General features: G+C 63.0%; 29 protein-coding genes. 16 read left to right on the plus strand and 13 right to left on the minus strand.

The genetic code is table 11. The features are described from left to right. Positions 1 to 17 precede the first annotated feature (17 nt). Positions 18 to 638: a pyridoxamine 5'-phosphate oxidase family protein gene (locus NKJ57_RS23600; RefSeq protein ID WP_023706747.1), complete on the plus strand. Its 621-nt coding sequence runs from the start codon at positions 18 to 20 to the stop codon at positions 636 to 638. Positions 639 to 674: 36 nt separating this feature from the next. After that, positions 675 to 1223, plus strand: a complete 549-nt coding sequence (locus NKJ57_RS23605) for an NADPH-dependent FMN reductase (protein ID WP_023821954.1) — start codon at positions 675 to 677, stop codon at positions 1221 to 1223. An 84-nt stretch (positions 1224 to 1307) separates the two neighbouring features. Here the strand turns inward: NKJ57_RS23605 and NKJ57_RS23610 are convergent, their stop codons facing one another. Both NKJ57_RS23610 and NKJ57_RS23615 read right to left on the minus strand, forming a co-directional pair. After that, complete coding sequence (locus NKJ57_RS23610) at positions 1308 to 1514, minus strand: tautomerase family protein (RefSeq protein WP_023683852.1); 207 nt, start codon at positions 1512 to 1514, stop codon at positions 1308 to 1310. A gap of 160 nt (positions 1515 to 1674) precedes the next feature. After that, entirely contained in the window at positions 1675 to 2595 is a 921-nt protein-coding gene (locus NKJ57_RS23615) for an SMP-30/gluconolactonase/LRE family protein (RefSeq protein ID WP_352512815.1), read from the minus strand. A 286-nt stretch (positions 2596 to 2881) separates the two neighbouring features. Between NKJ57_RS23615 and NKJ57_RS23620 the strand changes: the two genes are divergently transcribed. After that, positions 2882 to 3049, plus strand: a complete 168-nt coding sequence (locus NKJ57_RS23620) for a hypothetical protein (protein ID WP_023671737.1) — start codon at positions 2882 to 2884, stop codon at positions 3047 to 3049. Between the two features lie 184 nt (positions 3050 to 3233). On the opposite strand, the gene NKJ57_RS23625 is transcribed toward NKJ57_RS23620, so the two are convergent. The 4 genes from NKJ57_RS23625 to ccmA form a co-directional block, all read right to left on the minus strand. Then, positions 3234 to 3815 (minus strand): DsbE family thiol:disulfide interchange protein, encoded by a 582-nt coding sequence (locus NKJ57_RS23625; RefSeq protein ID WP_023726030.1) that lies wholly within the window; start codon positions 3813 to 3815, stop codon positions 3234 to 3236. Then, positions 3812 to 4003: a heme exporter protein CcmD gene (gene ccmD / locus NKJ57_RS23630; RefSeq protein ID WP_023755643.1), complete on the minus strand. Its 192-nt coding sequence runs from the start codon at positions 4001 to 4003 to the stop codon at positions 3812 to 3814. The genes NKJ57_RS23625 and ccmD overlap by 4 nt, the downstream gene beginning before the upstream one ends. 123 nt (positions 4004 to 4126) lie before the next feature. Further along, positions 4127 to 4792 (minus strand): heme exporter protein CcmB, encoded by a 666-nt coding sequence (ccmB, locus tag NKJ57_RS23635; RefSeq protein WP_023755644.1) that lies wholly within the window; start codon positions 4790 to 4792, stop codon positions 4127 to 4129. A gap of 229 nt (positions 4793 to 5021) precedes the next feature. Next, positions 5022 to 5630: a heme ABC exporter ATP-binding protein CcmA gene (ccmA, locus tag NKJ57_RS23640; RefSeq protein ID WP_352512816.1), complete on the minus strand. Its 609-nt coding sequence runs from the start codon at positions 5628 to 5630 to the stop codon at positions 5022 to 5024. A 285-nt stretch (positions 5631 to 5915) separates the two neighbouring features. Between ccmA and acnA the strand changes: the two genes are divergently transcribed. The 3 genes from acnA (at position 5916) to NKJ57_RS23655 (ending at position 10788) form a co-directional block, all read left to right on the plus strand. Continuing rightward, positions 5916 to 8606, plus strand: a complete 2691-nt coding sequence (acnA, locus tag NKJ57_RS23645) for an aconitate hydratase AcnA (RefSeq protein WP_352512817.1) — start codon at positions 5916 to 5918, stop codon at positions 8604 to 8606. 406 nt (positions 8607 to 9012) lie between these two features. Further along, positions 9013 to 9792, plus strand: a complete 780-nt coding sequence (locus tag NKJ57_RS23650) for a DUF1223 domain-containing protein (protein ID WP_352512819.1) — start codon at positions 9013 to 9015, stop codon at positions 9790 to 9792. A 609-nt stretch (positions 9793 to 10401) separates the two neighbouring features. Further along, the gene (locus NKJ57_RS23655) at positions 10402 to 10788 is read left to right on the plus strand and encodes a DUF2794 domain-containing protein (RefSeq protein ID WP_352497732.1); all 387 of its coding nucleotides are present in this window, start codon (positions 10402 to 10404) and stop codon (positions 10786 to 10788) included. Positions 10789 to 10898: 110 nt separating this feature from the next. Here NKJ57_RS23655 and NKJ57_RS23660 read toward each other — a convergent pair whose 3' ends face one another. From NKJ57_RS23660 to NKJ57_RS23675, 4 genes are all read right to left on the minus strand, one after another. Continuing rightward, positions 10899 to 11489, minus strand: coding sequence for a GNAT family N-acetyltransferase (locus tag NKJ57_RS23660; protein WP_352512820.1), 591 nt, complete (start codon positions 11487 to 11489; stop codon positions 10899 to 10901). 118 nt (positions 11490 to 11607) lie between these two features. Beyond that, positions 11608 to 12348, minus strand: coding sequence for a Bax inhibitor-1/YccA family protein (locus tag NKJ57_RS23665; RefSeq protein ID WP_023671726.1), 741 nt, complete (start codon positions 12346 to 12348; stop codon positions 11608 to 11610). 239 nt (positions 12349 to 12587) lie between these two features. Beyond that, on the minus strand, positions 12588 to 15137 hold the full coding sequence (locus NKJ57_RS23670; protein ID WP_352512822.1) for an ABC transporter permease: 2550 nt from the start codon (positions 15135 to 15137) through the stop codon (positions 12588 to 12590). Then, the gene (locus NKJ57_RS23675) at positions 15137 to 15838 is read right to left on the minus strand and encodes an ABC transporter ATP-binding protein (RefSeq protein ID WP_023726024.1); all 702 of its coding nucleotides are present in this window, start codon (positions 15836 to 15838) and stop codon (positions 15137 to 15139) included. The genes NKJ57_RS23670 and NKJ57_RS23675 overlap by 1 nt, the downstream gene beginning before the upstream one ends. A gap of 86 nt (positions 15839 to 15924) precedes the next feature. On the opposite strand from NKJ57_RS23675, the gene NKJ57_RS23680 reads away from it, so the two are divergent. Both NKJ57_RS23680 and thpR read left to right on the plus strand, forming a co-directional pair. Next, on the plus strand, positions 15925 to 16587 hold the full coding sequence (locus NKJ57_RS23680) for an arylesterase (protein WP_502882031.1): 663 nt from the start codon (positions 15925 to 15927) through the stop codon (positions 16585 to 16587). Positions 16588 to 16860: 273 nt separating this feature from the next. Continuing rightward, on the plus strand, positions 16861 to 17457 hold the full coding sequence (gene thpR, locus NKJ57_RS23685; protein ID WP_023683839.1) for an RNA 2',3'-cyclic phosphodiesterase: 597 nt from the start codon (positions 16861 to 16863) through the stop codon (positions 17455 to 17457). On the opposite strand, the gene NKJ57_RS23690 is transcribed toward thpR, so the two are convergent. Next, on the minus strand, positions 17361 to 17888 hold the full coding sequence (locus NKJ57_RS23690; protein WP_081726171.1) for a low molecular weight protein-tyrosine-phosphatase: 528 nt from the start codon (positions 17886 to 17888) through the stop codon (positions 17361 to 17363). The genes thpR and NKJ57_RS23690 overlap by 97 nt on opposite strands. Positions 17889 to 17992: 104 nt before the next feature. Between NKJ57_RS23690 and NKJ57_RS23695 the strand changes: the two genes are divergently transcribed. The 5 genes from NKJ57_RS23695 to NKJ57_RS23715 all read left to right on the plus strand — a co-directional run bounded on the left by NKJ57_RS23695 (position 17993) and on the right by NKJ57_RS23715 (position 21396). After that, positions 17993 to 18289 carry a 4a-hydroxytetrahydrobiopterin dehydratase gene (locus NKJ57_RS23695; RefSeq protein WP_023745436.1) on the plus strand — a complete coding sequence of 99 codons (297 nt, stop codon included), beginning with the start codon at positions 17993 to 17995 and terminating at the stop codon, positions 18287 to 18289. A gap of 119 nt (positions 18290 to 18408) precedes the next feature. Continuing rightward, on the plus strand, positions 18409 to 18771 hold the full coding sequence (locus NKJ57_RS23700) for a YkvA family protein (RefSeq protein WP_023687669.1): 363 nt from the start codon (positions 18409 to 18411) through the stop codon (positions 18769 to 18771). A 314-nt stretch (positions 18772 to 19085) separates the two neighbouring features. Beyond that, positions 19086 to 19589: an invasion associated locus B family protein gene (locus NKJ57_RS23705; RefSeq protein ID WP_023671718.1), complete on the plus strand. Its 504-nt coding sequence runs from the start codon at positions 19086 to 19088 to the stop codon at positions 19587 to 19589. A gap of 110 nt (positions 19590 to 19699) precedes the next feature. Continuing rightward, positions 19700 to 20932 carry a dual-specificity RNA methyltransferase RlmN gene (gene rlmN / locus NKJ57_RS23710; protein ID WP_352512825.1) on the plus strand — a complete coding sequence of 411 codons (1233 nt, stop codon included), beginning with the start codon at positions 19700 to 19702 and terminating at the stop codon, positions 20930 to 20932. After that, a complete protein-coding gene (locus tag NKJ57_RS23715; RefSeq protein WP_352512826.1) occupies positions 20929 to 21396 on the plus strand; it encodes a hypothetical protein in 468 nt (155 codons plus the stop codon). Before rlmN ends, NKJ57_RS23715 begins: the two co-directional genes overlap by 4 nt. On the opposite strand, the gene NKJ57_RS23720 is transcribed toward NKJ57_RS23715, so the two are convergent. Beyond that, positions 21368 to 22009, minus strand: a complete 642-nt coding sequence (locus tag NKJ57_RS23720; protein ID WP_352512828.1) for a LysE family translocator — start codon at positions 22007 to 22009, stop codon at positions 21368 to 21370. The two genes, NKJ57_RS23715 and NKJ57_RS23720, sit on opposite strands and share 29 nt — an antisense overlap. 187 nt (positions 22010 to 22196) lie before the next feature. Here NKJ57_RS23720 and NKJ57_RS23725 point away from each other — a divergent pair, with 187 nt between their 5' ends. The 3 genes from NKJ57_RS23725 to NKJ57_RS23735 all read left to right on the plus strand — a co-directional run bounded on the left by NKJ57_RS23725 (position 22197) and on the right by NKJ57_RS23735 (position 24486). After that, the gene (locus tag NKJ57_RS23725; protein ID WP_023694541.1) at positions 22197 to 23429 is read left to right on the plus strand and encodes an argininosuccinate synthase; all 1233 of its coding nucleotides are present in this window, start codon (positions 22197 to 22199) and stop codon (positions 23427 to 23429) included. A 140-nt stretch (positions 23430 to 23569) separates the two neighbouring features. Further along, entirely contained in the window at positions 23570 to 23992 is a 423-nt protein-coding gene (locus NKJ57_RS23730; protein ID WP_023710248.1) for a hypothetical protein, read from the plus strand. A gap of 185 nt (positions 23993 to 24177) precedes the next feature. Beyond that, on the plus strand, positions 24178 to 24486 hold the full coding sequence (locus NKJ57_RS23735) for a hypothetical protein (RefSeq protein WP_023726018.1): 309 nt from the start codon (positions 24178 to 24180) through the stop codon (positions 24484 to 24486). Between the two features lie 100 nt (positions 24487 to 24586). Here the strand turns inward: NKJ57_RS23735 and NKJ57_RS23740 are convergent, their stop codons facing one another. Further along, entirely contained in the window at positions 24587 to 25384 is a 798-nt protein-coding gene (locus tag NKJ57_RS23740; protein ID WP_023671711.1) for a lytic murein transglycosylase, read from the minus strand. Positions 25385 to 25596 lie beyond the last annotated feature (212 nt).

Below are 25596 nucleotides of genomic sequence, written 5' to 3' on the forward strand. Positions count from 1 at the left end.
AATAAACGGAGACGGCCATGGAATTCGTCACCACGCGCGATGAACTGAGGACGATCTACAAGACCCCGCGGCCGACCGACACCTCGATGCGCAAGGAACTCAGGGCGCTCGACGGCCACTGCCGCTCTTTCATCGGCAAGAGCCCTTTCGTGCTGATCGGTTCTTCCGACGGCGCCGGCAATGCCGACGTGACGCCGAAAGGCGACAGGCCGGGCTTCGCCCTTGTCCTAGACGACACGACCATCGCCATTCCCGACCGGCCCGGCAACAACCGGCTGGACACGCTGGAAAACATCCTGCTCAACCCTTCGGTCGGGCTGCTTTTTCTCATCCCCGGCATGAACGAGACGCTGCGCATCAATGGCGACGCCCGCATAACCGTCGATGCCGGTTTGCGCGAGCGCCTCACCGTCGACGGCAAGCAACCGCAAAGCGTCGTCGTGGTGAGCGTCAAGGCCGCTTACATGCACTGCGCCAAGGCCTTCATGCGCTCCGAATTGTGGAAGCCGGACAGCTGGCACGACCGCGCGACATTGCCGACGCTCGGTCAGATCCTGTCCGATCAGATGGCGCATGCCGAAACTGCCGACGATTTCGACCGCTCGCTGGACGAAGCCTACAGCAAGACCCTGTGGTAGATTTCGGGTACGATTCGCCATTGCGGTCCTTTGCCCGTGATCGAACTCCTCGCCATCTCCGGCAGCCTGCGCGCCGCCTCGACCAATTCGGCGCTGCTGGCGGCGCTGTCCGCGAACGCGCCTTCGGATTGCCGCGTAACTGTCTATGACGGGCTCGGCCTGCTGCCGATCTTCAACCCGGATGACGAAGGCGAGCGCACACCGGCCGAGGCCATGCGGCTGATCGAGGCCGTCACCAGCGCCGACGGCATCATCGTCTCCTGCCCCGAATATGCCCATGGCGTGCCCGGCGGCATGAAAAACGCGCTCGACTGGCTGGTCTCGCGCGACGCCGCAGTCGGCAAGCCCGCCATGCTGGCCCACGCCTCCGCGCGCTCGCTCTACGCCCGCGCAGCGCTTGCGGAGATCATGCGGACGATGTCGTTTGCGCTTTGTGAGGACGCGGTTCTGGAGATTGCCTTGCTCGGCAAGAAACCGCCGGAGATGGAAGCGATCCTGGGAGAGAACGAGAACCTGCGGGCCATGCGCGAAGCGGTGCAGGTTTTCGCGAGTTTTATACGCGCAGACGTTGCCTCGTCATCCTAGGGCGGAGCAAGGAGCGAAGCGACGCGGCGCAGACCCTAGGATGACGAACGAAAGGGTGCGGCCGCACCCCAACGTGCCGCTGTGCTACCCCTTCCGCAACGTCTCGACATCGGTCACACCGACATACCAGTCGCGCGCGTTGACCTCTTCGAACACCACCCAGACGTCGTCATTGCTAAGCCCGGTGGCGTCCATGATGGCCGCCGTGACCTTTTTGGCAATGTCGGCCTTCTTGCCAGCGGGATCAGCGGCGATCACTTCCTTGACGATGCGGATGTTGACGAATGGCATGATGTCCTCCCTTGAATTGTGTCTGATACCGCCGCGCCGCGGCTCCGAAATCCGCTCCGGCGAACCGCTTGGCGGTGGTTCCGGCGGCCGCAGCGCAACAGGCGCCGCCGGCAGGCGCAGAAACGCCATCAAGGCCGCCAGAGAAGCGTTTGCAGCAGCCTCAATACGTCTTCGCCCCGTTCACCATCAGCCGCACCATGTAGAGCGACGTGGTGCCGGCGATGTAGAGGCAGTTCAGCTTGTTGCCGCCGAACACGCAATTGGCGGTCACTTCCGGCACCTTGACCTTGCCGATCAGCGTGCCGTCGGGATCGTAGCAATGGATGCCGTCGGCGGCACTGGTCCAGATGCGGCCGGCCTCGTCGAGCCGGAAGCCGTCGAATAGGCCGGCCGTGCAGTCAGCGAACACCTTCCCGCCCGAGACCTTCTTGCCGTGCTTGCCGACGTTGAAGACCCGCATATGCGCGGGGTTCTGCGCGCCATGGGTGCGGCCGGTGTCGACGACATAGAGCTGGCTTTCATCCAGTGAAAAGGCAAGCCCGTTCGGCCGGACCATGTCGGTGATGACGGCCTCGACCTCGCCCGTATCCGGATCGACCCGGTAGACATTGCAAGCGCCGATCTCGCTTTCGGCCTTGTCGCCCTCATAGTCGGTGTCGATGCCGTAGCTCGGATCGGTGAACCAGATCGAGCCGTCGGATTTCACGACCGCGTCATTGGGCGAATTCAGCCGCTTGCCTTTCCATTCGGCCGCGATGGTGGTGACGGAACCGTCATGCTCGGTGCGGCTGACGCGGCGGCCGGAATGCTCGCACGTCACCAGTCGGCCCTGGCGGTCGACGGTGTTGCCGTTGGAATTGCCGGAGGGCTGACGGAAGACGCTGACATTGCCGTCGGTCCCGTCATAGCGCAGCATGCGGTTGTTGGGGATGTCGGACCAGACGACATAGCGGCCGGCGGCGAACCAGGCCGGCCCTTCCGCCCACTGACATCCGGTAAACAGCTTTTCCACCTGGGCGTTGCCGTTGAACAGCCGCGCGAAACGTGGATCGAGAATTTCGTAATAGTCTGCGGTCGCCATGCATTTCCTCCGGGCATCACGTGACCCGCGGATCAAGCCAGCCTGCGGGCGCGATGGCAAGGTGGCGCAGGCGCAATTGTAAGACAAAAGGTGCCCGGCCGGCATGGCCCGCCAGCCTGCCCGGCCGTTTATGGTGCTGTTAGCGCTGTATTAACCTGCTATGCGCCCTGCGCAATGGTGCATTGCAACATCTTCTTTTTGCATCGCACCATTCCTATGTCATGTTGCGAACGACCAAGGGAGGAACAAATTCACCGCTGATATGCGGTACGAAAGGACCCTTGCTATGGCTTTTGACAACCTCTTCTCCCGCGCGCGCACCTCGATGGCCAAGCGCCGCCACTACAACCGCCTCGTCGCGGAAATCGAAAACCTGACGAGCCGCGATCTGGCCGACCTGCGCGCCGACCGCTCGGAAATGCTCTACCAGGTCCACAGGCAGATCTACGGCTGAGCATTTCAGACGTCAGCAGGGCACCGCCCCTCACCCGGATTGCCAAACCGAATTGCATGAGCAATTCGGGCAATCCGACCTCTCCCCTCGGGGAGAGGAGCTAGCCTGTAACGATGCTTCCCTCTTCTCCCTCACGGGGAGGAGGGGGCGCGTAGCGGCCCGATGAGGGGGCATGGCGCCAACGTCAGCCCGGTGCCGCGAGCGCCTTTTCAATCTGCGGCAACAGAACATCCCTCGCCGACTCCCCTGTCAGCGGCCCGACATGCTTGTAGGCAATCTTGCCGTCCTTGCCGATGACGAAGGTTTCCGGCACGCCGTAGACGCCCCAGTCGATGGCCGTGCGGCCGGCCTCGTCGACACCTATCGCCTGGAACGGATTGCCGAGATCACCAAGGAACCGGCGCGCGTTTTGCGCTTGGTCCTTGTAGTTTAGCGCGGCCATGACGAAGCGCTTGTCCTGCGACAGCGCCAGGAGCACCGGATGCTCTTCCCGGCACGGCGCGCACCACGATGCAAAGACGTTGACCAGCGTTACCTTGCCGGCGAAGGCTTTTGAATCCAGCCCGGGCAGGTTTGATCCTTCCAGCGCCGGCAGGTTGGTCTGCGGCGCCGGCAGGCCGATCAGCGCCGACGGCACTGCCGCCTCGTCGCGTCCCGACAAAAGCTGCGACAGGAACAATCCGGCGAGGCCGAGAAAAACCAGCAGCGGCAACAGCACGATCAGGCGGCGGCGCGGCGACGCCGGCGTTTCGCTTTCCGTGCTCATGGCTTGCTGGCCCCAGTGCTGGCCCCAGTACCGGCTTTGTCCGAGCGACGCCGCACGCCGGCCGCTTCGAGTTCCGCCAGTTCGCGCTTGCGGGTCCGCTGGTCGAGCAGGATCCAGCCGATCAGCCCGGCCAGCACGATCGCCGTGATGCCATAGGCGACCGCGACATAGAGTGCGTGTGCACTCATGCGCTTCGCGCCCCTTCCACCGTCGCTTCGTCGTGCTCGATCATGGCCTTCCCATGGCTTTGCGGCTTTCTTAGCTTTGCGGCTGGGGCTTCGCAATTGATCCGTCGCGCCGCAGCGGTCATATCAGTCCGTTCCATGCCGCAGCGCCAGTGCTGCCGCCACCGGACCCAGCACGGCAAGAAACAGCGTCAGCGCGGCAAGAATGAGGAAGGGCTGCAGGAACGGATCAGGGTCGGCCACCGCGCCGTAGCTCGCCGACACTCCGAAGATCAGCACCGGGATGGTCAGCGGCAACACCAGCACCGAGATCAGCAGCCCGCCGCGCGGCAGCGCCACCGCCACCGCCGCCCCGACCGCGCCGATGAAAGTGATGGCCGGCGTGCCGACCAGCAGCGTGAGCGCGGTGGCGCCGATGCTGAGCGGCTCCATGTTCATGAACAGGCCGAGCAGAGGTGCCGCAACCACCAGCGGCAGAACGCTGCCCATCCAGTGCGCCAGGCACTTCACCAGCACCGTCAGCGCCAGCATGTGGCGGTCATTGCCCAGCACCAGAAGATCGAGCGAACCGTCTTCGCGATCGGCCTGAAACAACCGGTCGAGGCCGAGCAGGCAGGCGAGCAGAGCGCCGATCCAAAGGATCGCCGGACCGATGCGGGCGAGCAGCTTCAGGTCCGGTCCGACACCGAAGGGGATGGTGGCGATGACGGCGAGGAAGAAGATGACGCCGGTGAGCGCTCCGCCGCCGGCGCGGACGGGGAGGCGGATGTCGCGCAGGAAGAGGGCTAGCATTGCCAAGCCGCGCCTGCCGTTTGATCGCCATCTTGCCGAAGGTGGCGTTCCTTCACACCCCCCTCTGTCCTCCCGGACATCTCCCCCGCAAGGGGGGAGATTGGCAGCTCCGTTGCTGACGCCTCTTTTTCAATGCCGGTGATTGGCGAAAGCCGGCATGACATCTGATCTCCCCCCCTGCGGGGGAGATGCCCGGCAGGGCAGAGGGGGGTGGGCGGGAATGCCGACATCACCCTGTTGCTCCCATCCTCAATTCCTTCGCCCCATCCAATCCCAGCGGCAAGTGCGTCGCCGCGACAATAATCCCGCCCTCCGCGCAATGCCTCGTCATCAGCCCCGCAAACCGCGCCTCCGAAGCCTTGTCCAGCCCAGCCGTCGGCTCATCCAGCAGCCACAGCGGCTTATGACTGACCAGCAATTTCGCAATCGCCGCGCGCCGCCTTTGCCCGGTCGACAGATAGCCGAAAGGCAGATGGCCGATGCCGCCGAGACCAACCGTCTCCAGCGCCTCTTCGACACCCGACTGCCCATCGCCGTTGAAATCGCGCCAGAAGCGCAGATTCTCCGCCACGCTGAGCGCCGTCTTCATTGCGTTGAGGTGGCCGAGATAGTGGACCGCCGAAGCGATCGTCGGAAACGTCTCGCCGCCGCCCTCGATGCGCACGTCGCCTTGCGCCTTCGGCAGCAGCCCGGCGATGACCCTGAGCAGCGTCGATTTGCCCGAACCGTTCGGCCCGGTGACGACCAGCACCTGGCCCTGGTCGAGCGCAAAACCGATGCCGGAAAAGACCGTCTCGCCGCCGCGTTCGCCGCCCAGATTTTCGGCAATCAGCCGCATGCCTGCCCGTCCCGAAAACTTTACCGCGCGATAGCTGCCGCATCGCACAAATTTGCTCCGCAACTGTCTAGAACTATTCCAGAAAATTCTCTATATGCGGGACATCCGTGCCAGCGGTCGGCACGGGAACAGAATTTGCGCCGAACCAGCGCACGCGCCGCCTTGAACGGCTCGGGTTGGCTGGGAACGGACAGCGGAAATGGCCGTACCCGCACCTTTGCGCGTGATTGCATGCCCATCGGCGTCCGTTCCCTTTCAGGCTGAACAGACAAGGACGGACCGCACGTGTCAAAATCCCTCGACAGTTTCAATTGCCGCCGCACCCTCACCGTGGGTGGCGCGGACTATGTCTATTACAATCTGGTCGAGGCCGAGAGGAACGGCCTCACCGGCATTGCCCAGCTGCCTTATTCGATGAAGGTGCTGCTGGAAAACCTTTTGCGCAATGAAGACGGCCGCTCCGTCACCAAGGACTCTATCCAGGCTGTGGCCGGCTGGCTGACGGACAAGGGCACCGCCGGCGTCGAGATCGCCTATCGCCCGGCGCGTGTCCTGATGCAGGATTTCACCGGCGTCCCGGCGGTGGTCGACCTTGCCGCCATGCGCGACGGCCTCAAGGCGCTCGGCGGCGATCCGCAGAAGATCAATCCGCTGGTGCCGGTCGACCTCGTCATCGACCACTCCGTCATCGTCGACGAATTCGGCACGCCACTGGCCTTTGCCAGGAATGTCGAGCTCGAATATGAGCGCAACGAAGAGCGCTATAAATTCCTGAAATGGGGCCAGCAGGCGTTCCGCAATTTTCGCGTCGTGCCGCCCGGCACCGGCATCTGCCATCAGGTCAACCTCGAATATCTCGGTCAGGTCGTCTGGACCAACACGGAAGACGGCGAAACGACCGCCTATCCCGACACCTGCGTCGGCACCGATTCGCACACCACTATGATCAACGGCCTTGGCGTGCTCGGCTGGGGCGTCGGCGGTATCGAGGCCGAGGCGGCGATGCTCGGCCAGCCGGTTTCCATGCTGTTGCCCGAAGTCATCGGCTTCCGCCTTACCGGCAAGCTCAGGGAGGGCATCACCGCCACCGACCTGGTGCTGACCGTCACCCAGATGCTGCGCAAGAAGGGCGTCGTCGGCAAGTTCGTCGAGTTCTTCGGCCCGGGCCTGTCCAACATGACGCTGGCCGACCGCGCCACCATCGGCAACATGGCGCCCGAATATGGCGCCACCTGCGGCTTCTTCCCGGTCGACGGCGAGACCATCCGCTATCTCACAATGTCGGGCCGCGAGGAAAGCCGCATCGCCCTGGTCGAGGCCTATTCCAAGGCGCAAGGCATGTGGCGTGACGCCGGCTCGGCCGACCCTGTCTTCACTGACCTGCTCGAACTCGAGCTCGACAGCGTCGTGCCGTCGATGGCAGGTCCCAAGCGCCCCGAAGGCCGCGTTCCGCTCGAAGGCATTCCGGCCGGCTTCGCAAAGGCGATGGAGACCGAGTACAAGAAGGCTGCCGAAATCCACAAGCGCTATGCCGTCGAAGGCACCGAGCATGATCTCGGTCATGGCGATGTCGTCATTGCCGCCATCACGTCCTGCACCAACACCTCCAACCCGAGCGTGCTGATCGGCGCCGGCCTTTTGGCGCGCAACGCCAACCGGCTCGGCCTCAAGCAGAAGCCGTGGGTGAAGACCTCGCTGGCGCCGGGCAGCCAAGTGGTCGCCGAATATCTGGAAAAGTCCGGCCTGCAGAAGGAGCTCGACCAGATCGGCTTCAACCTGGTTGGTTTCGGCTGCACCACCTGCATCGGCAATTCCGGCCCGCTGCCGGCGCCGATCTCCAAGACCATCAACGATAAGGGCCTGATCGCCGCCGCAGTGCTCTCCGGCAACCGCAACTTCGAAGGCCGTGTTTCACCTGACGTGCAGGCGAACTATCTGGCGTCGCCGCCGCTGGTGGTAGCCCATGCTTTGGCCGGCACCGTCACCAAGGACCTGACCACCGAGCCACTCGGCGAAGGCCGCGACGGCAAGCCGGTCTATCTCAGGGATATCTGGCCGAGTTCGGCCGAGATCCAGGAGTTCATCGAGAAGAACGTCACACGTGAGCTATTCGCCCGCAAATATGCCGACGTCTTCAAGGGCGACGAATACTGGCAGAACGTCAAGGCGCCGGAAGGCCAGACCTATGCCTGGGACGACAACTCGACCTATGTGCAGAACCCGCCCTATTTCGCCGGCATGACCTCCGGTTTCGGCAAGATCGGCGACATCAAGGGCGCGCGCGTGCTCGGCCTGTTCGGCGACAAGATCACCACCGATCACATCTCACCGGCGGGTTCGATCAAGGCCGCTTCCCCGGCCGGCAAATACCTCACCGACCATGGCGTCGGCGTTGCCGACTTCAACCAGTACGGCACAAGGCGCGGCAACCATGAGGTGATGATGCGCGGCACCTTCGCCAACATCCGCATCCGCAACCACATGCTGGGCGAGAACGGCCGCGAGGGCGGCTACACCATCCACTACCCGTCGAAGGAAGAGGAATCGATCTACGACGCGGCGATGAGATACAAAAAGGAAGGCGTGCCGCTGGTCATCTTCGCCGGCGTCGAATACGGCAACGGCTCCTCGCGCGACTGGGCAGCTAAAGGAACGAATCTCCTCGGTGTCCGTGCCGTCATCGCCCAGTCCTTCGAGCGCATCCATCGCTCCAACCTGGTCGGCATGGGCGTCATCCCCTTCGTCTTCGAGGAAGGCACCTCATGGGCCTCGCTCAACCTCAAGGGTGACGAGCTGGTCGAGATCGACGGCATAAGCACCATCAAGCCACGCCAGACGATGATCGCCAAGGTGACCTATGGCGACGGCACCGTGAAGAACGTGCCGATCATCTGCCGCATCGATACGCTGGACGAACTCGACTACTTCAAGAATGGCGGCATTTTGCAATACGTGCTGCGCGATCTGGCCGCGTAGCGGCCAGGGCTTAGGCAGTAGGGATTGGGCGGTAGCGGGGAACGACATCCCCTACTCCCTACTCCCTACTCCCTACTCCCTACTCCCTACTCCCTACTCCCTACTCCCTACTCCCTACTCCCTACTCCCTACTCCCAGTCTTTCCAAAGCATTGCCCGACCCGATCGAAGCCCCGCCCTGTACGACAGGAGTAAAAACCGGCTGGGCTCAGCAAGATCTGCCCCACGCTCCTGATGCCATGCTCCCGATCGAACCGGGCGGTGAAGTGCTCCCCATGTGATGGCCATACCCATGGTTGCGGCAGCAAAAATTTCACCGCAACGTGACTTCCCGTTGACTGTCGCTTCTGCCACAAATCTGGGCAACCAGAACAAGGCCGGCGTCACCGGCGGGAATCGGAACGATCATGGCACCTCGACACCCTCTCCGGCTTGCGGCTTTTGCGCTGGCCTTCTCGGCGCTTGCCGGGACCGGGTTCGCCGAGGAATCGGGAACGACCCAGACCGACAAACCGCAGATTGACAGGCCCTTGGGCGTGGTCGAGCTGTTCACCAGCCAGGGCTGCAATTCCTGCCCGCCGGCGGACGCTTTCTTTGCCGAGCTGGCGGCCAAGGACAACGTCGTCGCGCTCGCCTACCACGTCAATTACTGGGACTATCTCGGCTGGCAGGACACGCTGAGCAGCAAGGACAATACCGACCGGCAATATGACTATATGCGCGCCTTCGGCACCCGCTCCGTCTACACGCCGCAAGCCGTCATCAATGGTCGCAGCCATGTCAACGGCGCCAGCCGCAAGGAGGTCGACGGCGCGCTTGGCCGCATGGAGAAATCCGGTGAAGGCATGCGGGTCAGCGTCAAGGTCAGCCGCACCAGCGATCGCGTCATGATCGATGCCGGCGACGCCGGTAGCGGCCCCAGCGACGCCCATGTCGTCATCGTCTATTTCGAACCACCGCAGACGGTGACCATCGCCAAGGGCGAGAACACCGGCCGCAGCATGACCTACTGGAACGCCGTCACCGGCATCCAGACCGCCGGCATGTGGCACGGCAAGGCGCAGCGCTACGAATTGCCGATGACCGAGATCGCCAAGAAAGGCGGCTGCGCCGTGCTGCTGCAATCGGTCGGCAAGGACGGCCTGCCGGGGCCTATTCTGGGCGCGGCGTTTATTCACAAGCCTTAAGAGGCTGGTCCATATCTTTTGATATCGGCGGGACAGCACCCCCCTCTGGCCTGCCGGCCATCTCCCCCGCAAGGAGGGAGATTGGCAGCTTCGCCACATCCGCCATCCTGTCCCACGTTTGAGATTGGCGAAAGCAAACGCGAAATCTGATCTCCACCCTTGCGGGGAGATGTCCGGCAGGACAGAGGGGGTGTGAAGGATCACGACGACAAGTGTCTGGCGCCGCCCAACAAAAAAACCGACGTCAGCTTGCTTCTGACGTCGGTCATTTAGGCTTTGGGATCGTCGCACCCGGTCTCTCCCTGAGGAAAGTCCGAGGTTGGTTCGATCCGACGCAGACCCGTGGGCGGGGGGCTTGGGGTTTACGAGCCGGTGCCGGACCGAACCGTCTCAGGCAACGCCGGTAAATTCGTCGGACATTGGGGCATGAGCGCGGATAAAAAAAGGCAGAAATGTGGCGAGGCATCACCAATTCAAACACCGCGTTTTATAAAAGTGACTGGACGTTGCGAAAACAGCGCGGTCCCGGGATGGTTAGCCGGGCCTTGCAATTCCACGGCGAACACGCCAACTTCTGCAAGCGAGATTCATTTTCAAAGGGATCGCGGGATGACCGATCGCAGCGGTGGGACGGAGGATGGGGACGCATCCGCAATATTGATCCCGCTGCACGAGGCGCGACGCGAACGCCTCGACCAGCCGGTCCGTTTCGACCGGCGTGAACTCGACGAGATCCTGAAGCTGTACGGACGCATGGTCGCCGCCAACGAATGGCGCGACTATGCCATCGATCATCTGTCTGATCGGGCTGTGTTTTCAGTCTTCCGCCGGGCCAGCGAAGTGCCGCTGTTCCAGATCGTCAAGGATCCGAAACTGGCACGCCGGCAAGGCGCCTTCGCCGTCATCGCCGCCGGCGGCCGAATCCTCAAGCGCGGCCAGGAACTCGGTCGCGTGCTCAACGTCTTCGATGCTAAGCTGAAGATTGTCCAGGCCTAATTGAAAATTGGGGAATTGAAGAGCTGAAGAATTGAAAAAAGAGGATGTAACGGTCGAAATACCGCAGGATTTGTTCTCAGCTATTCGGATCCTCAATTCTTCAGTTCTCTTCAGTTCTCCTCAATTCCCCTCCTCAGGCTCTCACGAAACTTCCGCTCCGGCAGCGAATGCGGATCGGGCGGAACCGTTACGCCGCCATTCAGCGACAGCTGCATGAACACCGTGTCAAGCCAGCGCCCATGCTTGTAGCCGGAGCCTTCCAGGCGACCGGAATGGCGAAAGCCGAGCTTTTCATGCAGCCGCACCGAGGCGCTGTCTGCATGGCCGTCGCCGATCACCGCGACGATCTGGCGAAAGCCCGCCATACGGCAGGCTTCAATCAGCGCCTGCATCAGCAGCAGCCCGACGCCCTGGCCCTTCGCATCAGGCGCGACATAGACGGAATCCTCTACGATGAAGCGGTAGGCCGGGCGCGGCCGGAACGCGCCGGCATAGGCGTAGCCGAGCAGCGCGCCACCTCGTTCCGCCACCAGATAGGGAAAGCCCCCCACCGTCAGGCTGTCGAAGCGCGTACCCATCTCAGTGCGGCTGGGCGGCTCCAGCTCATAGCTCGCGGTGCCATGCGTCACGGCGTCAGCGTAGATCTCGGTGATTCGGCCGAGGTCGCCTTCCAAGGCCGCGCGGATGGAAATAGTGCTCATAATTTATGCAGACGATTCATCTGCCTCCATGACAGCAAAGGCCGGCACAAAAGAAAAGGGCGGCCGTTGGGCCGCCCTCTTGATATCAGCTGGTCCAGTTGCCTGATGGGAAGACCGCCTACCGGCGATCGCCCATGAACTGCAGCAGGAACATGAACAGGTTGATGAAGTCGAGATATAGCCTCAACGCGCCCATGATCGCCTTGCGGCCGGCAACGTCGGCCTGATCGCCTTCGTAGTACATTTCCTTGATGGTCTGCGTGTCATAGGCGGTGAGCCCGGCGAAGATCAGCACGCCGATCGCCGAGATGGCGAAGCCGAGCGCCGACGACTGCAGGAAAATGTTGATCAGCATGGCGATCACCAGGCCGACCACGCCCATGACCAGGAACGAGCCGAAGGCCGAAAGGTCGCGCTTGGTCGTGTAGCCGTAGAGCGACAGCGCGCCGAAGGCGGCCGCCGTGGCGAAGAAGGTCTGGGTGATCGACGCGCCGGTGTAGACCAGGAAGATGGTCGACAGCGACAGGCCGACCAGGCCCGAATAGACCCAGAAGGTGGTTTGCGCCGCGGCCACGCTCATCGACTGGATCCTGAACGACAGGAAGAAGACGGCGGCGAGCGGAGCCAGGATGACCACCCAGCGGAAGGCGCTGGCATAGATCAGCGTGCCGAAAGCGGTCAGCTGTCCGTCGCCGGTGACGGCGAGCTGGAAAGCGCCCCAGGCGGCGACGCCGGTGATGAGGAGGCCAAGCCCCATCAAATTGTAGACCTTGAGCATGTAAGTGCGCAGGCCTTGGTCGATGTCGGCGCGCGCGCCCGGCACGGCCGAAGTCTGGTAGTTGCGAATGGGCTCAGCCATTGGAATCCTCTGTTGCTTCTGCCCCGTACGGTGTCAGGCCCTTTCGGACCTGGGCGCCGCTGGCGGGGCTCCAGCATGCCTGTGGCGAAATATGATGGTTCTTGACGTCAAGAACAAGACCGTAACGGGCTGCAACCCTTGGTGAATCGCCGGAAGCCGGTTTTCTTGGGCTTCCATGACTGCACATTACCAAGATTTAATCGGAAACGGCAGATTCGGCCAACCTTGCCGTTTGGGGCCTAGAGGTCGCGCAGCACCGGCGCCGCCTTGTGGCCGAGCACCCGCCAGGTGCCGGCAAGGCCGATACCGACCGTGATCACCAGCGCAAACACCAAGGTCGCCACCGCCACCTCCGGCATGAAATGCGACAGCAGTGTCATGATGCGGGCAACGATGTACCAGGCGGAGATGCCGCCGGCAGCCAACGCGAACACCGCGGTGGCCAGGCCGATCAGCATGTATTCCAGCGAAAACGCCGCGATCAGCGTTCGCCTCGTGGCGCCCAGCGTCTTCAGCACCACGGCATCGTGGATGCGGGCGCGATTTCCCGCGGCGAGCGCGCCGGCCAGCACCAGCACCGAAGCGATCAGCGCCACGCCGGCCGCGGCCCGGATCGCCGTGCCGAGCTGGCCGACCAGCCGATTGACGACATCGAGCGCGTCCTTGACCCGAACTGTCGTCACCGCCGGGAAGGCGCGGGTGACGGCGTTCAGCAGGCGGGCATCCTCTGCTGCCGTGGCATCCTTTTCGGTCAGCGTCGCCAGCCAGCCATGCGGGGCGCCGGCAAAAGTGTTGGGCGAGAACACCATGACGAAGTTGATGCCCATCGTCTCCCATTGCACCTCTCGGAAATTGGCGATCCTGGCCGTCACATTGCGTCCGAGCACATTGACGGTGACGGTATCGCCAAGCTTCAGGCCGAGCGCCTTGCCTTCATCGTTGGAGAACGAGACCAGCGGTTCGCCGCTGTAGTTCTCCGGCCACCAGCTGCCCTCGGTCAATGTCGCATTGGCCGGTTGTTTGGCGTCGTAGGTCAGGCCGCGATCGCCGCGCAGCACCCAGGCGCCTTCCGATGGCACATTGGCCTTGTCGACACTAACGCCGTTCAGCGCCATCACCCGGCCGCGCAGCATCGGCACCTTGACCAGCGTTCCCTTCGGCGCCTCATTGCCGATCAATGTCGAGAAGGCATCGACCTCGCTATTCTGGATGTCGACGAAGAAGAAATTCGGCGCCCGTTCCGGCAGACTGCCGGAGATCTGCTGCCTGAGATTGCCGTCGATCAGCGCCAGCGTCACCAAAAGCGTCAGCCCGAGGCCCAGCGACAGCACGACGGACGGCGTCAGCGCGCCGGGCCGGTGGATGTTGCCGATGGCGAGCCTGAGCGCGACCGAGCGCACACGCGGGCTTTTGCGCGCCACCCACTGCACCAGCGCACCGACCAGGCGCAACACCAGAAAGGCAAAGACCGTCGCGCCGACGAAGATCAAGGCGATGCGCCGGTCGCCGGAAAACAGGATGGCGAGCGCCGCCAAAGCGACCGCGATGCCGACCGCCGTGGCAAGATAGGGCAGGCGTGGAAAGCCGCGGCCCTCAAAACCCATTTCGCGAAACAGCGCGGTCGCCGGCACATCGCGGGCGCGGCCGAGCGGCAACAGCGCGAAGGCAAGCGTCACCAGCAGCCCGAACAGCGCGGCAAGAGACAGCGCACCGGGATAGAAGCCGCCTTTAGCCGGCACCGGAATGACCGACTGGAGCGCAGCGCTGGCAGCAAACGGCATGGCGGCGCCGAGGATGAGGCCAAGCGCGATGCCGAGGCCGGCGATCATCAGGATCTGCACGAGATAGACGGTGAAGACGAAGCCGCCCGAGGCGCCAAGGCTCTTGAAGGTGGCGATGACGCCGCGCTTGCCGTCGAGATAGGCGCGCACCGCATTGGCAACGCCGACGCCACCGACGACCAGCGCCGTCAGCCCGACCAGCGTGAGGAATTGCGAGAAGCGCTCGATGTTGGCCGACAGCGCCGGCGCCGCATTGGAACGCGTGCGGATCGACCAGCCGGCTTCAGGGAAATCGCTCGCCGCCCGATCTTGGATGGTCTTGAGATCGGCCTCGCTGGCGCCGGCCGGCAGCCGAACCTTGTAGGCATTCTCGACCAGGCTGCCTGGCTGGATCAGGCCGGACGCGGCAAGCCCCGCGGTCGAGACCATCAGCCGCGGCGCGAAGCCGAAACCGTCCGACACCGCATCCGGTTCGCTCACCAGCCTGGCCCGCAATTCGAATGTCGCGCTGCCGACCTTCAGCCGGTCACCGATCTTCACATTCAGCCGGTCGAACAACAGGTCGGGCGCGGCGGCGCCAAAGACGCCTGATTTCTCGCCGAACAAATCCTTTCTGCCAAGCTGCGGCGCGGTCTCGATCGCGCCATAGAGCGGATAGACGTCGTCGACGGCCTTGGCCTCGACCAGCGCCTGGTCGGAGCCGTCTTCCAGCCGCGCCATCGAGCGCATATTGGCGCTGTGCGACACAGTGCCGAGGCGGTCGAGGAAGGTGCTTTCGGCTGGCGTCGCATCGCGCTGGTTGAGCTGGAAGCGCAAGTCGCCGCCAAGCAGCGTCTGGCCCTGGTCGGCAACGCCTGCGGTGATCGCCTGCGCCACCGAATTGACCCCGCCGATTGCAGCGACGCCGAGCGCGATGCAGGCAAGGAAGATCATGAAGCCGGACAGTCCGCCGCGCATCTCGCGCAGCGAAAAGCGGAACGCGAGCTTCAGCGTCTGCGACAGTGGCATCAGGCCGGCACCTTGACCTGCGCTACCGGCGCATCCTCGATGCGGCCGGAGCGCATCGACACCTGGCGCGAGCAGCGCGCCGCAAGGGCCGGATCGTGCGTGACCAGCACCAAGGTCATGCCGCGCTCGGCCGCCTTGGCGAACAAAAGGTCGGCGACCTGCCGCCCCGTCGCCTGGTCGAGATTGCCGGTCGGCTCGTCGGCAATCAGAATGCGCGGCGACGGCGCCAGCGCGCGGGCGATCGCCACGCGCTGCTGTTCGCCGCCGGAGAGTTCGCCGGGATAGTGGGTGACGCGGTCGCTCAGGCCGACGGCCGCCAACTCCTGCGCGGCGACGCCGAACGGATCGGCATGGCCGGCCAGTTCCAGCGGCACCGCGACATTTTCGAGCGCCGTCATGTTGGGAATGAGATGGAAGGACTGGAAGACGATGCCAATGTTTCGGCCCCGAAACGAGGCGAGCTGGTCCTCGCTTTTGCCGTTCAGCAATTCGCCGGCAATGCGCACCGTGCCCGAATCGACCCGCTCCAGCCCGGCCAGCACCATCAGCAAGGTCGACTTGCCGGAACCCGAAGGGCCGACAATGCCGGTCGCCTCGCCGCGCGTCACGTCAAGGCTGACGCCTTTCAGCACATGCACAGACGAAGCCCCTTGGCCCAGGGTCAGGGATATGTCTTTAAGCGCGATGACGGCTTCTGTCACAATTAAAGCGTCCTATATCAGGATGAAGGCTCTGCTTGCCGGAAGCCGTCGCCGGAAGAATTCCTCGGGTATATGGGGCCTGCCACATGTCTTTCAAACGCAAGATATCTTTCAAACGCTTGAATGCCGCAGGGCTCGTCCTTTTCGTCACCCTTTGCGGCGCCATTTCGTCCGTGCGCGCCGAGACGTTCACCATCGTCGGCTTCGGCGACAGCCTGATGGCCGGTTTCGGCCTCGGGCCTGGCGATGGCTTTACCGACAAATTGCAAGCTGCGCTGCGCGCCAAAGGCCATGACGTCACCGTCGCCAACGCCGGCGTTTCAGGCGACACCTCGAGCGGCGGCTTGGCGCGGCTTGACTGGTCGGTGCCGGATGGGACAAGGCTGGTTATCCTCGAACTCGGCGCCAACGACATGCTGCGCGGCGTCTCGCCCAGCATTACGGAAAAGAACCTGGACGACATGCTGGCGAAGCTGAAAGCGCGCAAGATCGCGGTGCTTTTGGCCGGCATGCGCGCCGCTCCCAATCTCGGCGCCGACTACCAGAACGCCTTCGATGCGATCTACCCAAAGCTGGCCGCGAAATACGATGTGCCGCTCTATCCGTTTTTTCTCGATGGCGTCGCCGGGCAGTCCGGCCTGCAGTTGGAGGATGGCCTGCATCCCAATCCGAAGGGCATCGCAGCGATGGTCGAGCGCATCATGCCCGCCGTGGAGAAGGCGATTGCGGCAGTTGAGGGTGGCGGTTGAACGCCGGTCTGACGAGAATAACGCGGCGTTCGCCTCGCGCGAACTTTGAAACAAAAGACCGGGCTGCCGATGACCCGAGTCATCCATGCTGCGCTCGAAGAGCATATGCAGCATCTGGGTAATGCAAGCGCCGAGGCGGCACGGCAATAGTGCTTATTCATCGCTTGGAGGCGCCTGTTCGTAAAAATGCCTGCAACCAACAAACCACTTGCCCCGTTTGACTATCGATGATTCGCTAGGGGCACAGTTCGATTCGAGGAAGGGAGGCTCACCATGCCGCGTCTTTTCACCGCCCTCGAAATACCGCGTGACGCCGCTCTTTCGCTGTCCCTGCTCAGGGGCGGCCTGCCCGGAGCCCGCTGGATCGATGTCGAAAACTACCATCTGACGCTGCGCTTCATCGGCGACGTCGAAGGCCATGTCGCCGACGAAATCGCCAACGCGCTCGACCGGGTGCACCGCCCATCCTTCTCGCTCACCCTGTCCGGAGTTGGCGCTTTCGGCCAGAAGAAGCCGCACGCCGTCTGGGCCGGCGTCTTCGCCTCGCCCGACCTTTCGGCGCTGCAAGGCGAAATCGACCGCATCTGCCAGCGGCTCGGCCTGCCCGCCGACCCGCGCAAGTTCACCCCGCATGTTACGCTGGCACGCTTGCGCAATTCGAGCCCGCTCGACGTCGCCCAGTACCTGTCGGCGCGCGGCAATTTTTCGACGCTGCCGTTTCGCGTCGGCCGCTTCGTGCTGATGTCGTCGCGCGATTCGGTCGGCGGCGGTCCCTACATTGTCGAGGAGGCGTGGCCGCTCTCCGGCGTCGACGCCCGCGCCACCAACCTCGTCGCCAGCGCCTCCGACGCTTCGCGGATCATGCGGTAGACCGAAGCGAACGCTTCGGCCCCGTCATAATAGGGATCCGGCACGTCGCGGGTTTTGCCCTGCGCAAACTCTGCCAAGAGATGAATACGTTCGCGCGCACCGGCCGGCGCCAACGCCTTGAGGTCGCGGACATTCTGCCGATCCATGCCGAGGATCAGGTCGAAGCGCGAAAAATCCTCCGGCCTGACCTTGCGTGCCCGCTGCCCTGATATGTCGATGCCGTGGCGGGCCGCAATCGCGATCGAGCGCGGGTCGGGCGCTTCGCCGAGGTTCCAGCCGCCGGTCGCCGCAGAGTCCAGCACGATATCGTCCAGCACCATGTCGCGGCCGCGCTCCGCCAGCACGGCGCGAAACACGCCTTCGGCCAGGGGTGAACGGCAGATGTTGCCGAGGCAGACGAAGAGTATGGAATTTATCGGCTTTACGCTCATTCGATATGCGCCGTTCGTGCATTTGGAAGCCCAAAACGCAAAGGACTTTTGGGCGACTTGCATTATGGTGAGGGTCAATAACTGGGATAGCACGGGAAATCATCATGACGAGAGAGAAACTCAGCAAGGACGCCATCGCCGCCGCACTGGCCGAACTGCCCGGCTGGTCGCAGGCAGCCGATGGCGCCTCCATCAAGCGCAGCTTCGACTTCAAGAATTTTTCCGAAGCCTTCGCCTTCATGACCCGCGTCGCGCTGGCCGCCGAGAAGATGGACCATCATCCCGACTGGTCGAACGTCTACAAGACTGTCGACGTGACGCTCAACACCCATGATGCCGGTGGTGTCACTGCGCTCGACATCGCGCTGGCCAAGAAGATGAATGGGTATGCTGGCGGCTGAACGCTGGGGCGGCAACGCCAAATCGGCGCCATCCTCTTGCAGTGGACCGGGACTTTCACCACATTTTCCGTGGCGGCCGCGCGCAACGCGTAGCTCGACGGCCGGCAAGGAGAGGATTGATGGCGCAGCAGCCCGGTTTTGATTTCTTCGGCTTCGGCAGCAAGCTCGGCGACGAGAGTGAAGTGCGCGCCAAATTCTGGCGCACGGCCAAGAAGGCCGCCCGGCAGATTCCGTTCATGGAAGAGGTCGTCGCCGGCTATTATTGCGCGCTCGACAGGAAGACGCCTTTGCGTGCCAAGGGCATATTGCTGGCAGCGCTTGGCTATTTCGTGCTGCCGGTCGACGTCATACCCGATTTCGTCTTCGGCCTCGGCTTCACCGACGACATCGCCGTGCTGACCGCCGCGATCTCCGCGGTAAGCGCCCATATCACCCCTGCGCACCGCAAGGCCGCCAAGGAGGCGATCGCCGACAAGAGCTGAATCGGCGTCGCGTTGGCAACTGGGTTCAGAAGAAATCCTCCGCTCAAACAGGACGATAGCGGCTTGGCTTCGGGTTCCGCTGCGGCCGTTGGAAAAGTCAAACTCTTGCCGCTTTCGTGGCCTCCAAGTCGCCGCAGGGACATTGCGAAAGCCGTTTTTTCAAGAAGCGGCGCGGAAATGGCGGTGGTTTCCATGGGTGAATGTCCTTTTCCGAGGGAAATTCACCGTTTGGTAACCCAGATTAAATCAAAATGAAGCGACGGGCAGGACGCCAAGCCGGCCTGCCCCGCACCATTTGGAATACGGGAAAAGCGATGCGCGGATTGATTGCACTAGTCTCGAGCCTGGTCCTGGTGGCCTTTGCCGCGCCGGCGCTGGCGCAGCAGGCGACCAAGATCGGCCAGCACAATGCCTGGGGCACCTACAGCTACCAGGCGCAGGGCGGCAAGGTCTGCTATGTGCTCACCGTGCCGACCGACAAGCAGCCGCCGACGCTCGATCACGGCGACATGTTCTTCTTCGTCAGCCAGCGCCCGGGCCAGCAAGTGTCCTACGAGCCGCAATTCATCGCCGGCTACACATTCCAGGAAGGCTCCAAGGCCACCGTCACCATCGACAAGAAGACGTTCTCGATGTTCACCCGCGGCAAGTCGGCCTGGGTCGAGAACGCCGCCGAAGAGCCTGTGCTGATCGCCGCCATGAAGACTGGCACCGACATGAAGGTCTCGGCGAAGTCTGGCCGCGGCAATCCGACGACCTATGTGTTTTCGCTGAAAGGCATCTCGGCCGCGCTGACGTCGATCGCCAAGTGCAAGTAGGCTAGCGCGGTTCCTGCCGCATGACTCTCGCCGCAACCTGTGCTATGCGCCGCGCTTCTTTTCGGCACGATGGATGAAATCGGCCGCAATTCGCTTATATTGGCGCTGATATGACCCTTTCCTTCGATCTCACCACTGAGGGCGCGCGCGATGCGTTGCGCGCTCGCGCCACGCCCGAGAAGCCGTCGCTGATCGGCCTGACCCGGGCCGAGCTCGGCGAAGCCCTCGTCAGTGCCGGCATCGTGCCCGGGCGCCAGGCGAAAATGCGCGCCCAGCAGCTCTGGCACTGGATGTATGTGCGCGGCGTCTCCGATTTTGCCGGCATGTTCAACATCTCCAAGGATCTGCGCGCCGAACTCGACAAGCATTTCACCGTCGCCCGGCCCGAAATCGTCGAGGAGCAGATTTCCTCCGACGGCACGCGCAAGTGGCTGTTCCGCTTTCCGCCGCGCGGCGCCGGCCGTCCCGTCGAGATCGAGACCGTCTACATCCCCGAGGAAGGCCGCGGCACGCTATGCATCTCATCGCAGGTCGGCTGCACGCTGACCTGCTCGTTCTGCCACACCGGCACGCAGAAGCTGGTGCGCAATTTGACGGCGGAAGAGATCCTGGCGCAATTGCTCACCGCCCGCGACCGGCTCGGCGATTTCCCCGACCGCGACACACCCGACGGCGCCATCGTCCCTGCCGAGGGCAGAAAAGTCTCCAACGTCGTCATGATGGGCATGGGCGAGCCGCTCTACAATTTCGAGGCGGTGAAGAAGGCGCTGCTGATTGCCTCCGACGGCGACGGACTGTCGCTGTCGAAGCGCCGCATTACGCTCTCGACCTCCGGCGTGGTCCCCGAGATCTTCCGCACCGGCGAGGAGATCGGGGTCATGCTGGCGATCTCGCTGCACGCCACCAATGACGATCTGCGCGACCTGCTTGTGCCGATCAACAAGAAGTATCCGCTGAAGGAACTGATCGAGGCCTGCCGAGCCTATCCCGGCCTGTCCAACGCCAAGCGCATCACCTTCGAATATGTGATGCTGAAGGACGTCAACGATTCCATCGAGGACGCCAAGGGGCTGATCAAGCTGCTGAAGGGCATTCCGGCCAAGATCAATCTGATCCCGTTCAACCCGTGGCCGGGCACCAACTACCAGTGCTCGGACTGGGAAACGATCGAGAAATTCGCCGACTACATCAACAATGCCGGCTATGCCTCGCCGATCCGCACGCCGCGCGGCCGCGACATCCTGGCCGCCTGCGGCCAGCTCAAATCCGACTCCGAGCGCATGCGCAAGGTCGACCGCTTGGCGCTTGAGACCATGATGATTGCGGGGCACGGCGAGGCGTGAGCCGCCTCTTCGCCTATATCGTCCGTTTCGCTGTCATCCTGTTCGGCTATGTCGTCGCCTCATTGGCGGCGAGCGCCTTTCTCAACGTGCTGTTCCTGGCTTCCGTCGGTTATATGCCGGACGATGCGCACCCGATGATGGCCACGGCGCTCTATTTTTCGATCCCGTTCGTGGCGCTGTTTGTCGCCTATTTCGCTTTCATACCGGCGGTGGTCGCAATCCTGATCTCCGAGGTCCTCAGCCGCCGCGACTGGCTGTTCTATGCACTCGCGGGCGGCTTGGTGGCCGCGGCCTTCCTCGGCTTCGTCCACCAGAACGTGGATTTCGACGTCACCGAACCGCGCGCCATCGCCGCGGTGATCGGCTGCGGCATGGTCGGCGGCATCTTCTACTGGCTAAGCGCCGGCCGCTGGGCCGGAAGCTGGTGGCAGGCCGCTACTTCGCCTGAGCTGTCAGGATCTTGAGCGCGAAGGCCGAAAACACACCGGCAAAGAGATAGTCTACCACCCGCGTCACCCGCGGGCTGGCCTTCATCGCCGCCGAAAACCTTTCCGCGGCAAAGACCATCGGCGCTGTCACCGGGACCGACAGCACGATGAACATGAGGCCGAGGAAGAACAGTTTTCCCGGCGCGTTCGGATCGTGAGCGGAGACGAACTGCGGCAGAAACGTCATGAAGAACAGGATGATCTTCGGGTTGAGCAGATTGACGCCAAGCCCGGCGGCCCAGCTGCGGAACAGCGAAATTTGCGGCCCGTTCTTCTTCTGCGGTGAAAACGCCGAGCCCTTGGTGATTGCCTGCCAGGCCAGGAACACCAGATAGGCGGCGCCGAAGACTTTCAGCACCAGGAAGGCCATTGGCGAGGCGACGATCAGCGCCGAGATGCCGACCGCCACCAAAGTTGTGTGGATCAGCGTTCCGAACAGAGCACCCGCCAGCGAGGCAAAGCCGGCGGCGCGGCCCTGGCTCAGTGTGCGCGAGACGAACAGCGTCATATCCGGCCCCGGCGTGATCGCCAGGATCATGGTGGCGATGGCGAACTGGATCAGCGTGGTGGTGTCGGGAATGAAGGACATCGGTGGGCCCTGGCGAATGATCGTCGGTCTATAACGCAGCCTCCCGGCTCACGCCAGCAACTGACTGGCGTGGCATCTGGTCCAGCGGCTGCGGCGGCCGGAGCCCGTTCATCCCTTGCGCTGGCCGGAAATGCCGTGATACCTCGCCCGCGAAACTCATCGCGGAACCGCCAAAATGTCCCCAGCAATGCCCAAGACAAAAGACGTCAAGAAGGTCGTGCTCGCCTATTCCGGCGGTCTCGACACCTCCATCATCCTGAAATGGCTGCAGACCGAGCTCGGCGCCGAAGTCGTCACCTTCACCGCCGATCTCGGCCAGGGTGGCGAGTTGGAGCCGGCGCGCAAGAAGGCCGAGATGATGGGCATCAAGGATATCCGCGTCGTCGATGTCCGCGAGGAATTCGTCGCCGACTTCGTCTTCCCGATGTTTCGCGCCAATGCCGTCTATGAAGGCACCTACCTGCTCGGCACCTCGATCGCCCGGCCGCTGATCTCCAAACACCTGGTCGAGATCGCCCAGGAGGTCGGTGCCGATGCTATTGCGCATGGCGCCACCGGCAAGGGCAACGACCAGGTCCGTTTCGAGCTTTCCGCCTATGCGCTGAACCCCGACATCAAGGTCATCGCGCCGTGGCGGGACTGGTCGTTCAAGTCGCGCACCGACCTGATCAACTTCGCCGAGCAGCACCAGATCCCGGTGGCGAAGGACAAAAGAGGCGAGGCACCCTTCTCGGTCGACGCCAACCTCCTGCACTCGTCCTCCGAGGGCAAGGTTCTGGAAGACCCGTGGAGCGAGCCGCCGGAATTCGTCCATCAGCGCACCGTCTCGCCGATGGACGCGCCGGACAAGGTCACCGAGATCGAGATCGAATTCTTGAAGGGCGACCCGATCGCGCTGAACGGCAAGAAACTGTCGCCGGCCGCCATGCTGACGGCGCTTAACGATCTTGGCCGCGACAATGGCATCGGCCGGCTCGATCTGGTCGAGAACCGCTTCGTCGGCATGAAATCGCGCGGCGTCTACGAGACCCCCGGCGGCACCATCCTGATCGTCGCCCACCGCGCCATCGAATCGATCACGCTCGACCGCGGCGCCGGCCACCTCAAGGACGAGTTCATGCCGCGCTACGCCGAGCTGATCTACAACGGCTTCTGGTTCTCGCCCGAGCGGCTGATGCTCCAGGCGATGATCGACAAGAGCCAGGAAGACGTCGAAGGCACGGTGCGCCTGAAACTCTACAAGGGCAATGTCATGGTCACCGGCCGCAAATCCAAGAAGACGCTCTATTCCGACGCGCTGGTCACCTTCGAGGATGACCGCGGCGCCTACGACCAGAAGGACGCCGCCGGCTTCATCCGCCTCAATGCGCTGCGGCTGAGGACGCTGGCGGCAAGGAGCCGCAAGGGTGAACCAAACTAGTATTCCAGGAAAACCCGGCGGTCACGCAGGGTTTTTATTTGGTACCTCTAATATAAGAGACCAAGCTGGCTGACATGGTTTCCGTTTGACCTTTTAAAAGCCTCATCTAAATTCCTTCTCGGGACGGAGGGATTCTGATCGTGAAAAACGCCATTTTTCTCATGCTTGCGGCGGCCATCGTCTTTACCGGATGCCAGTCCTCGCAGGCGGCCGCAAAACGCGAGCAGGACGGGTGCATCTCCGCCGTCCATCTATGGAGCATCACGTTCAAGCACGAAATCGCCTCTTTCATGGGCGTCTCGCAGGAGCGCATGCCGGCCCTGTTCTGCCAGCGCATCACCGAAGGAGTACGCAGCGGGCGGATCAGCTACTCCGATTTGAACAGAGTGCAGCTAGACCTGCCGACCGAGATATGGCTGGTCATCAAGGGCAAGTCAAAGGCGGCTGCCAGGGCCGCGCCGGTGCTGCGCAACTCCAAATTCCGGAGCTGCAAAGGTACTGAAGGCGCCTTCGAGGTTCCTATTTCCCAGAAGTGCCCGTTGAGCGGCTACGCACATTATTGAGAGCCCAGGCGCTCAGCCGGCATTTGCGCCAACGATCGAGCAATTCGAGAAAGAGCATGCCCGACTTTGTCCGTAACTGCGTAAAAACAAAGAAATAGAGCGGCGGCAAAGAACTCAGTGCTTTTCCTGCTTGATCTTTTCGGGCCCTTATCTAGCCTCCTCACAATCGATGGGGGCAGCTGACAATGAAGCCGTGGTTTGTGGCCCTGCCTGCAATGGTCGTCATGCTGGCCGGTTGCCAGACTGGGCAGGAGCAAGTGAGTCAGGATCCCGAGGCGGCATTCGATCGCTGCGTCAGCAAGGTGGCCATATCGAATATATCGGCCAAACACGAGATCGCCGCTTTTATGGACGTTTCCCTGGAGCGCATGCCGCCACTGCTGTGCCGCCGCCTTGTCGATGCCATGAAGACCGGCCGGCTGACCTTCTCCGACATAAACCGCCTCCAGTTCGACCAGTCCACGGACATCTGGAAGGTCATAAAAGGCGGGTAGCCGCTTGGCTGCTGAACGGTTTGACCGCCAAACGCTCCAGTCCTTGCAGAAAAGCCCGGCGCATGGCCGGGCTTTCCGTTCTTCGATCTGGATATTTCTGTCAGCCGCCGTCGATCGCGTCGGCGATCTGGGCGATGGCCTGCTGGTAGACGCTGGCGGAATTCCAGCCGGCGATGGCCCCCATATTCGCACTCGCGCTCGCACCCGCCCGCCAGCCATGAGCCTTGAGGAAGTTGGCCGTCGAAGCCAAGGCCGTCGCCTTGTCGCGCAGATTTCCGTTGCCGACGCCATACTTCAGGACATTGCCGGGCAGGAACTGCGTATGGCCGATCTCGCCATGCGCAGCCCCAACCGACGAGGCGCTCAGCGCGCCGCGATCGACCAGCTTCAGCGCCGCAATGGCATGCGGGTAAAAGAACCCCGGGCGACGGCAATCATAGGCAAGCGTCAGAATGGCGGAGACCGTGTTCTGGTTGCCCAGGGAGGCTCCGAAGCCGGTTTCCATGCCCCAGATGGCCAGCAACACGCCCGGCGACACGCCGTAATTGCTCTCGATCCTGTCGAACATCGCCGCATTCGACTTCTTCAGCGCACGGCCCCTGGAAATGATCGCAGCTCCGCCACGGCGCTTCATGAAGGCGTCCACCGAACCGCTGAACGCCTTGTGGATGGCGCGGTCGACGGAGATTGTCTTTGTCGCGTAGCTGGCACCGGCCAGAGCAGCCAGACCCTTCCCGCCGACACCTTCGGACCTGGCCTGCGCGGCAAAGTCCTGCTTCCACGCTTCGAAGCCCGCGCCGGTCTTGCCGCAGCTGGCCGCCGCCTGCGCGCCCGTCGCCAGCGCAAGTACCGCGACCACCGCGGCAGCAATAATCTTTCCCTTGGCAAGCAATGCCATGCTTTTTCTCCTGATTGCCTGAATCACGTCCCGGTTGCGAACTTGCCAGCGAAACGCGCCATTGTCACCGTACCCCCGGCGCTACCCTGGCCAATGCAGCGGAATTTGCTTACGATCAAGTGCTTATTGTGGCCGAAACGCCCGGGCGCCGGGCAGGCGAATTCGCTGCTCGGGTAAAAAGAGGTGACGGGGGCATGGAACGGCGGCCCGTG

Source organism: Mesorhizobium sp. M0077 (genome assembly GCF_040322955.1).
Lineage (GTDB): Bacteria > Pseudomonadota > Alphaproteobacteria > Rhizobiales > Rhizobiaceae > Mesorhizobium.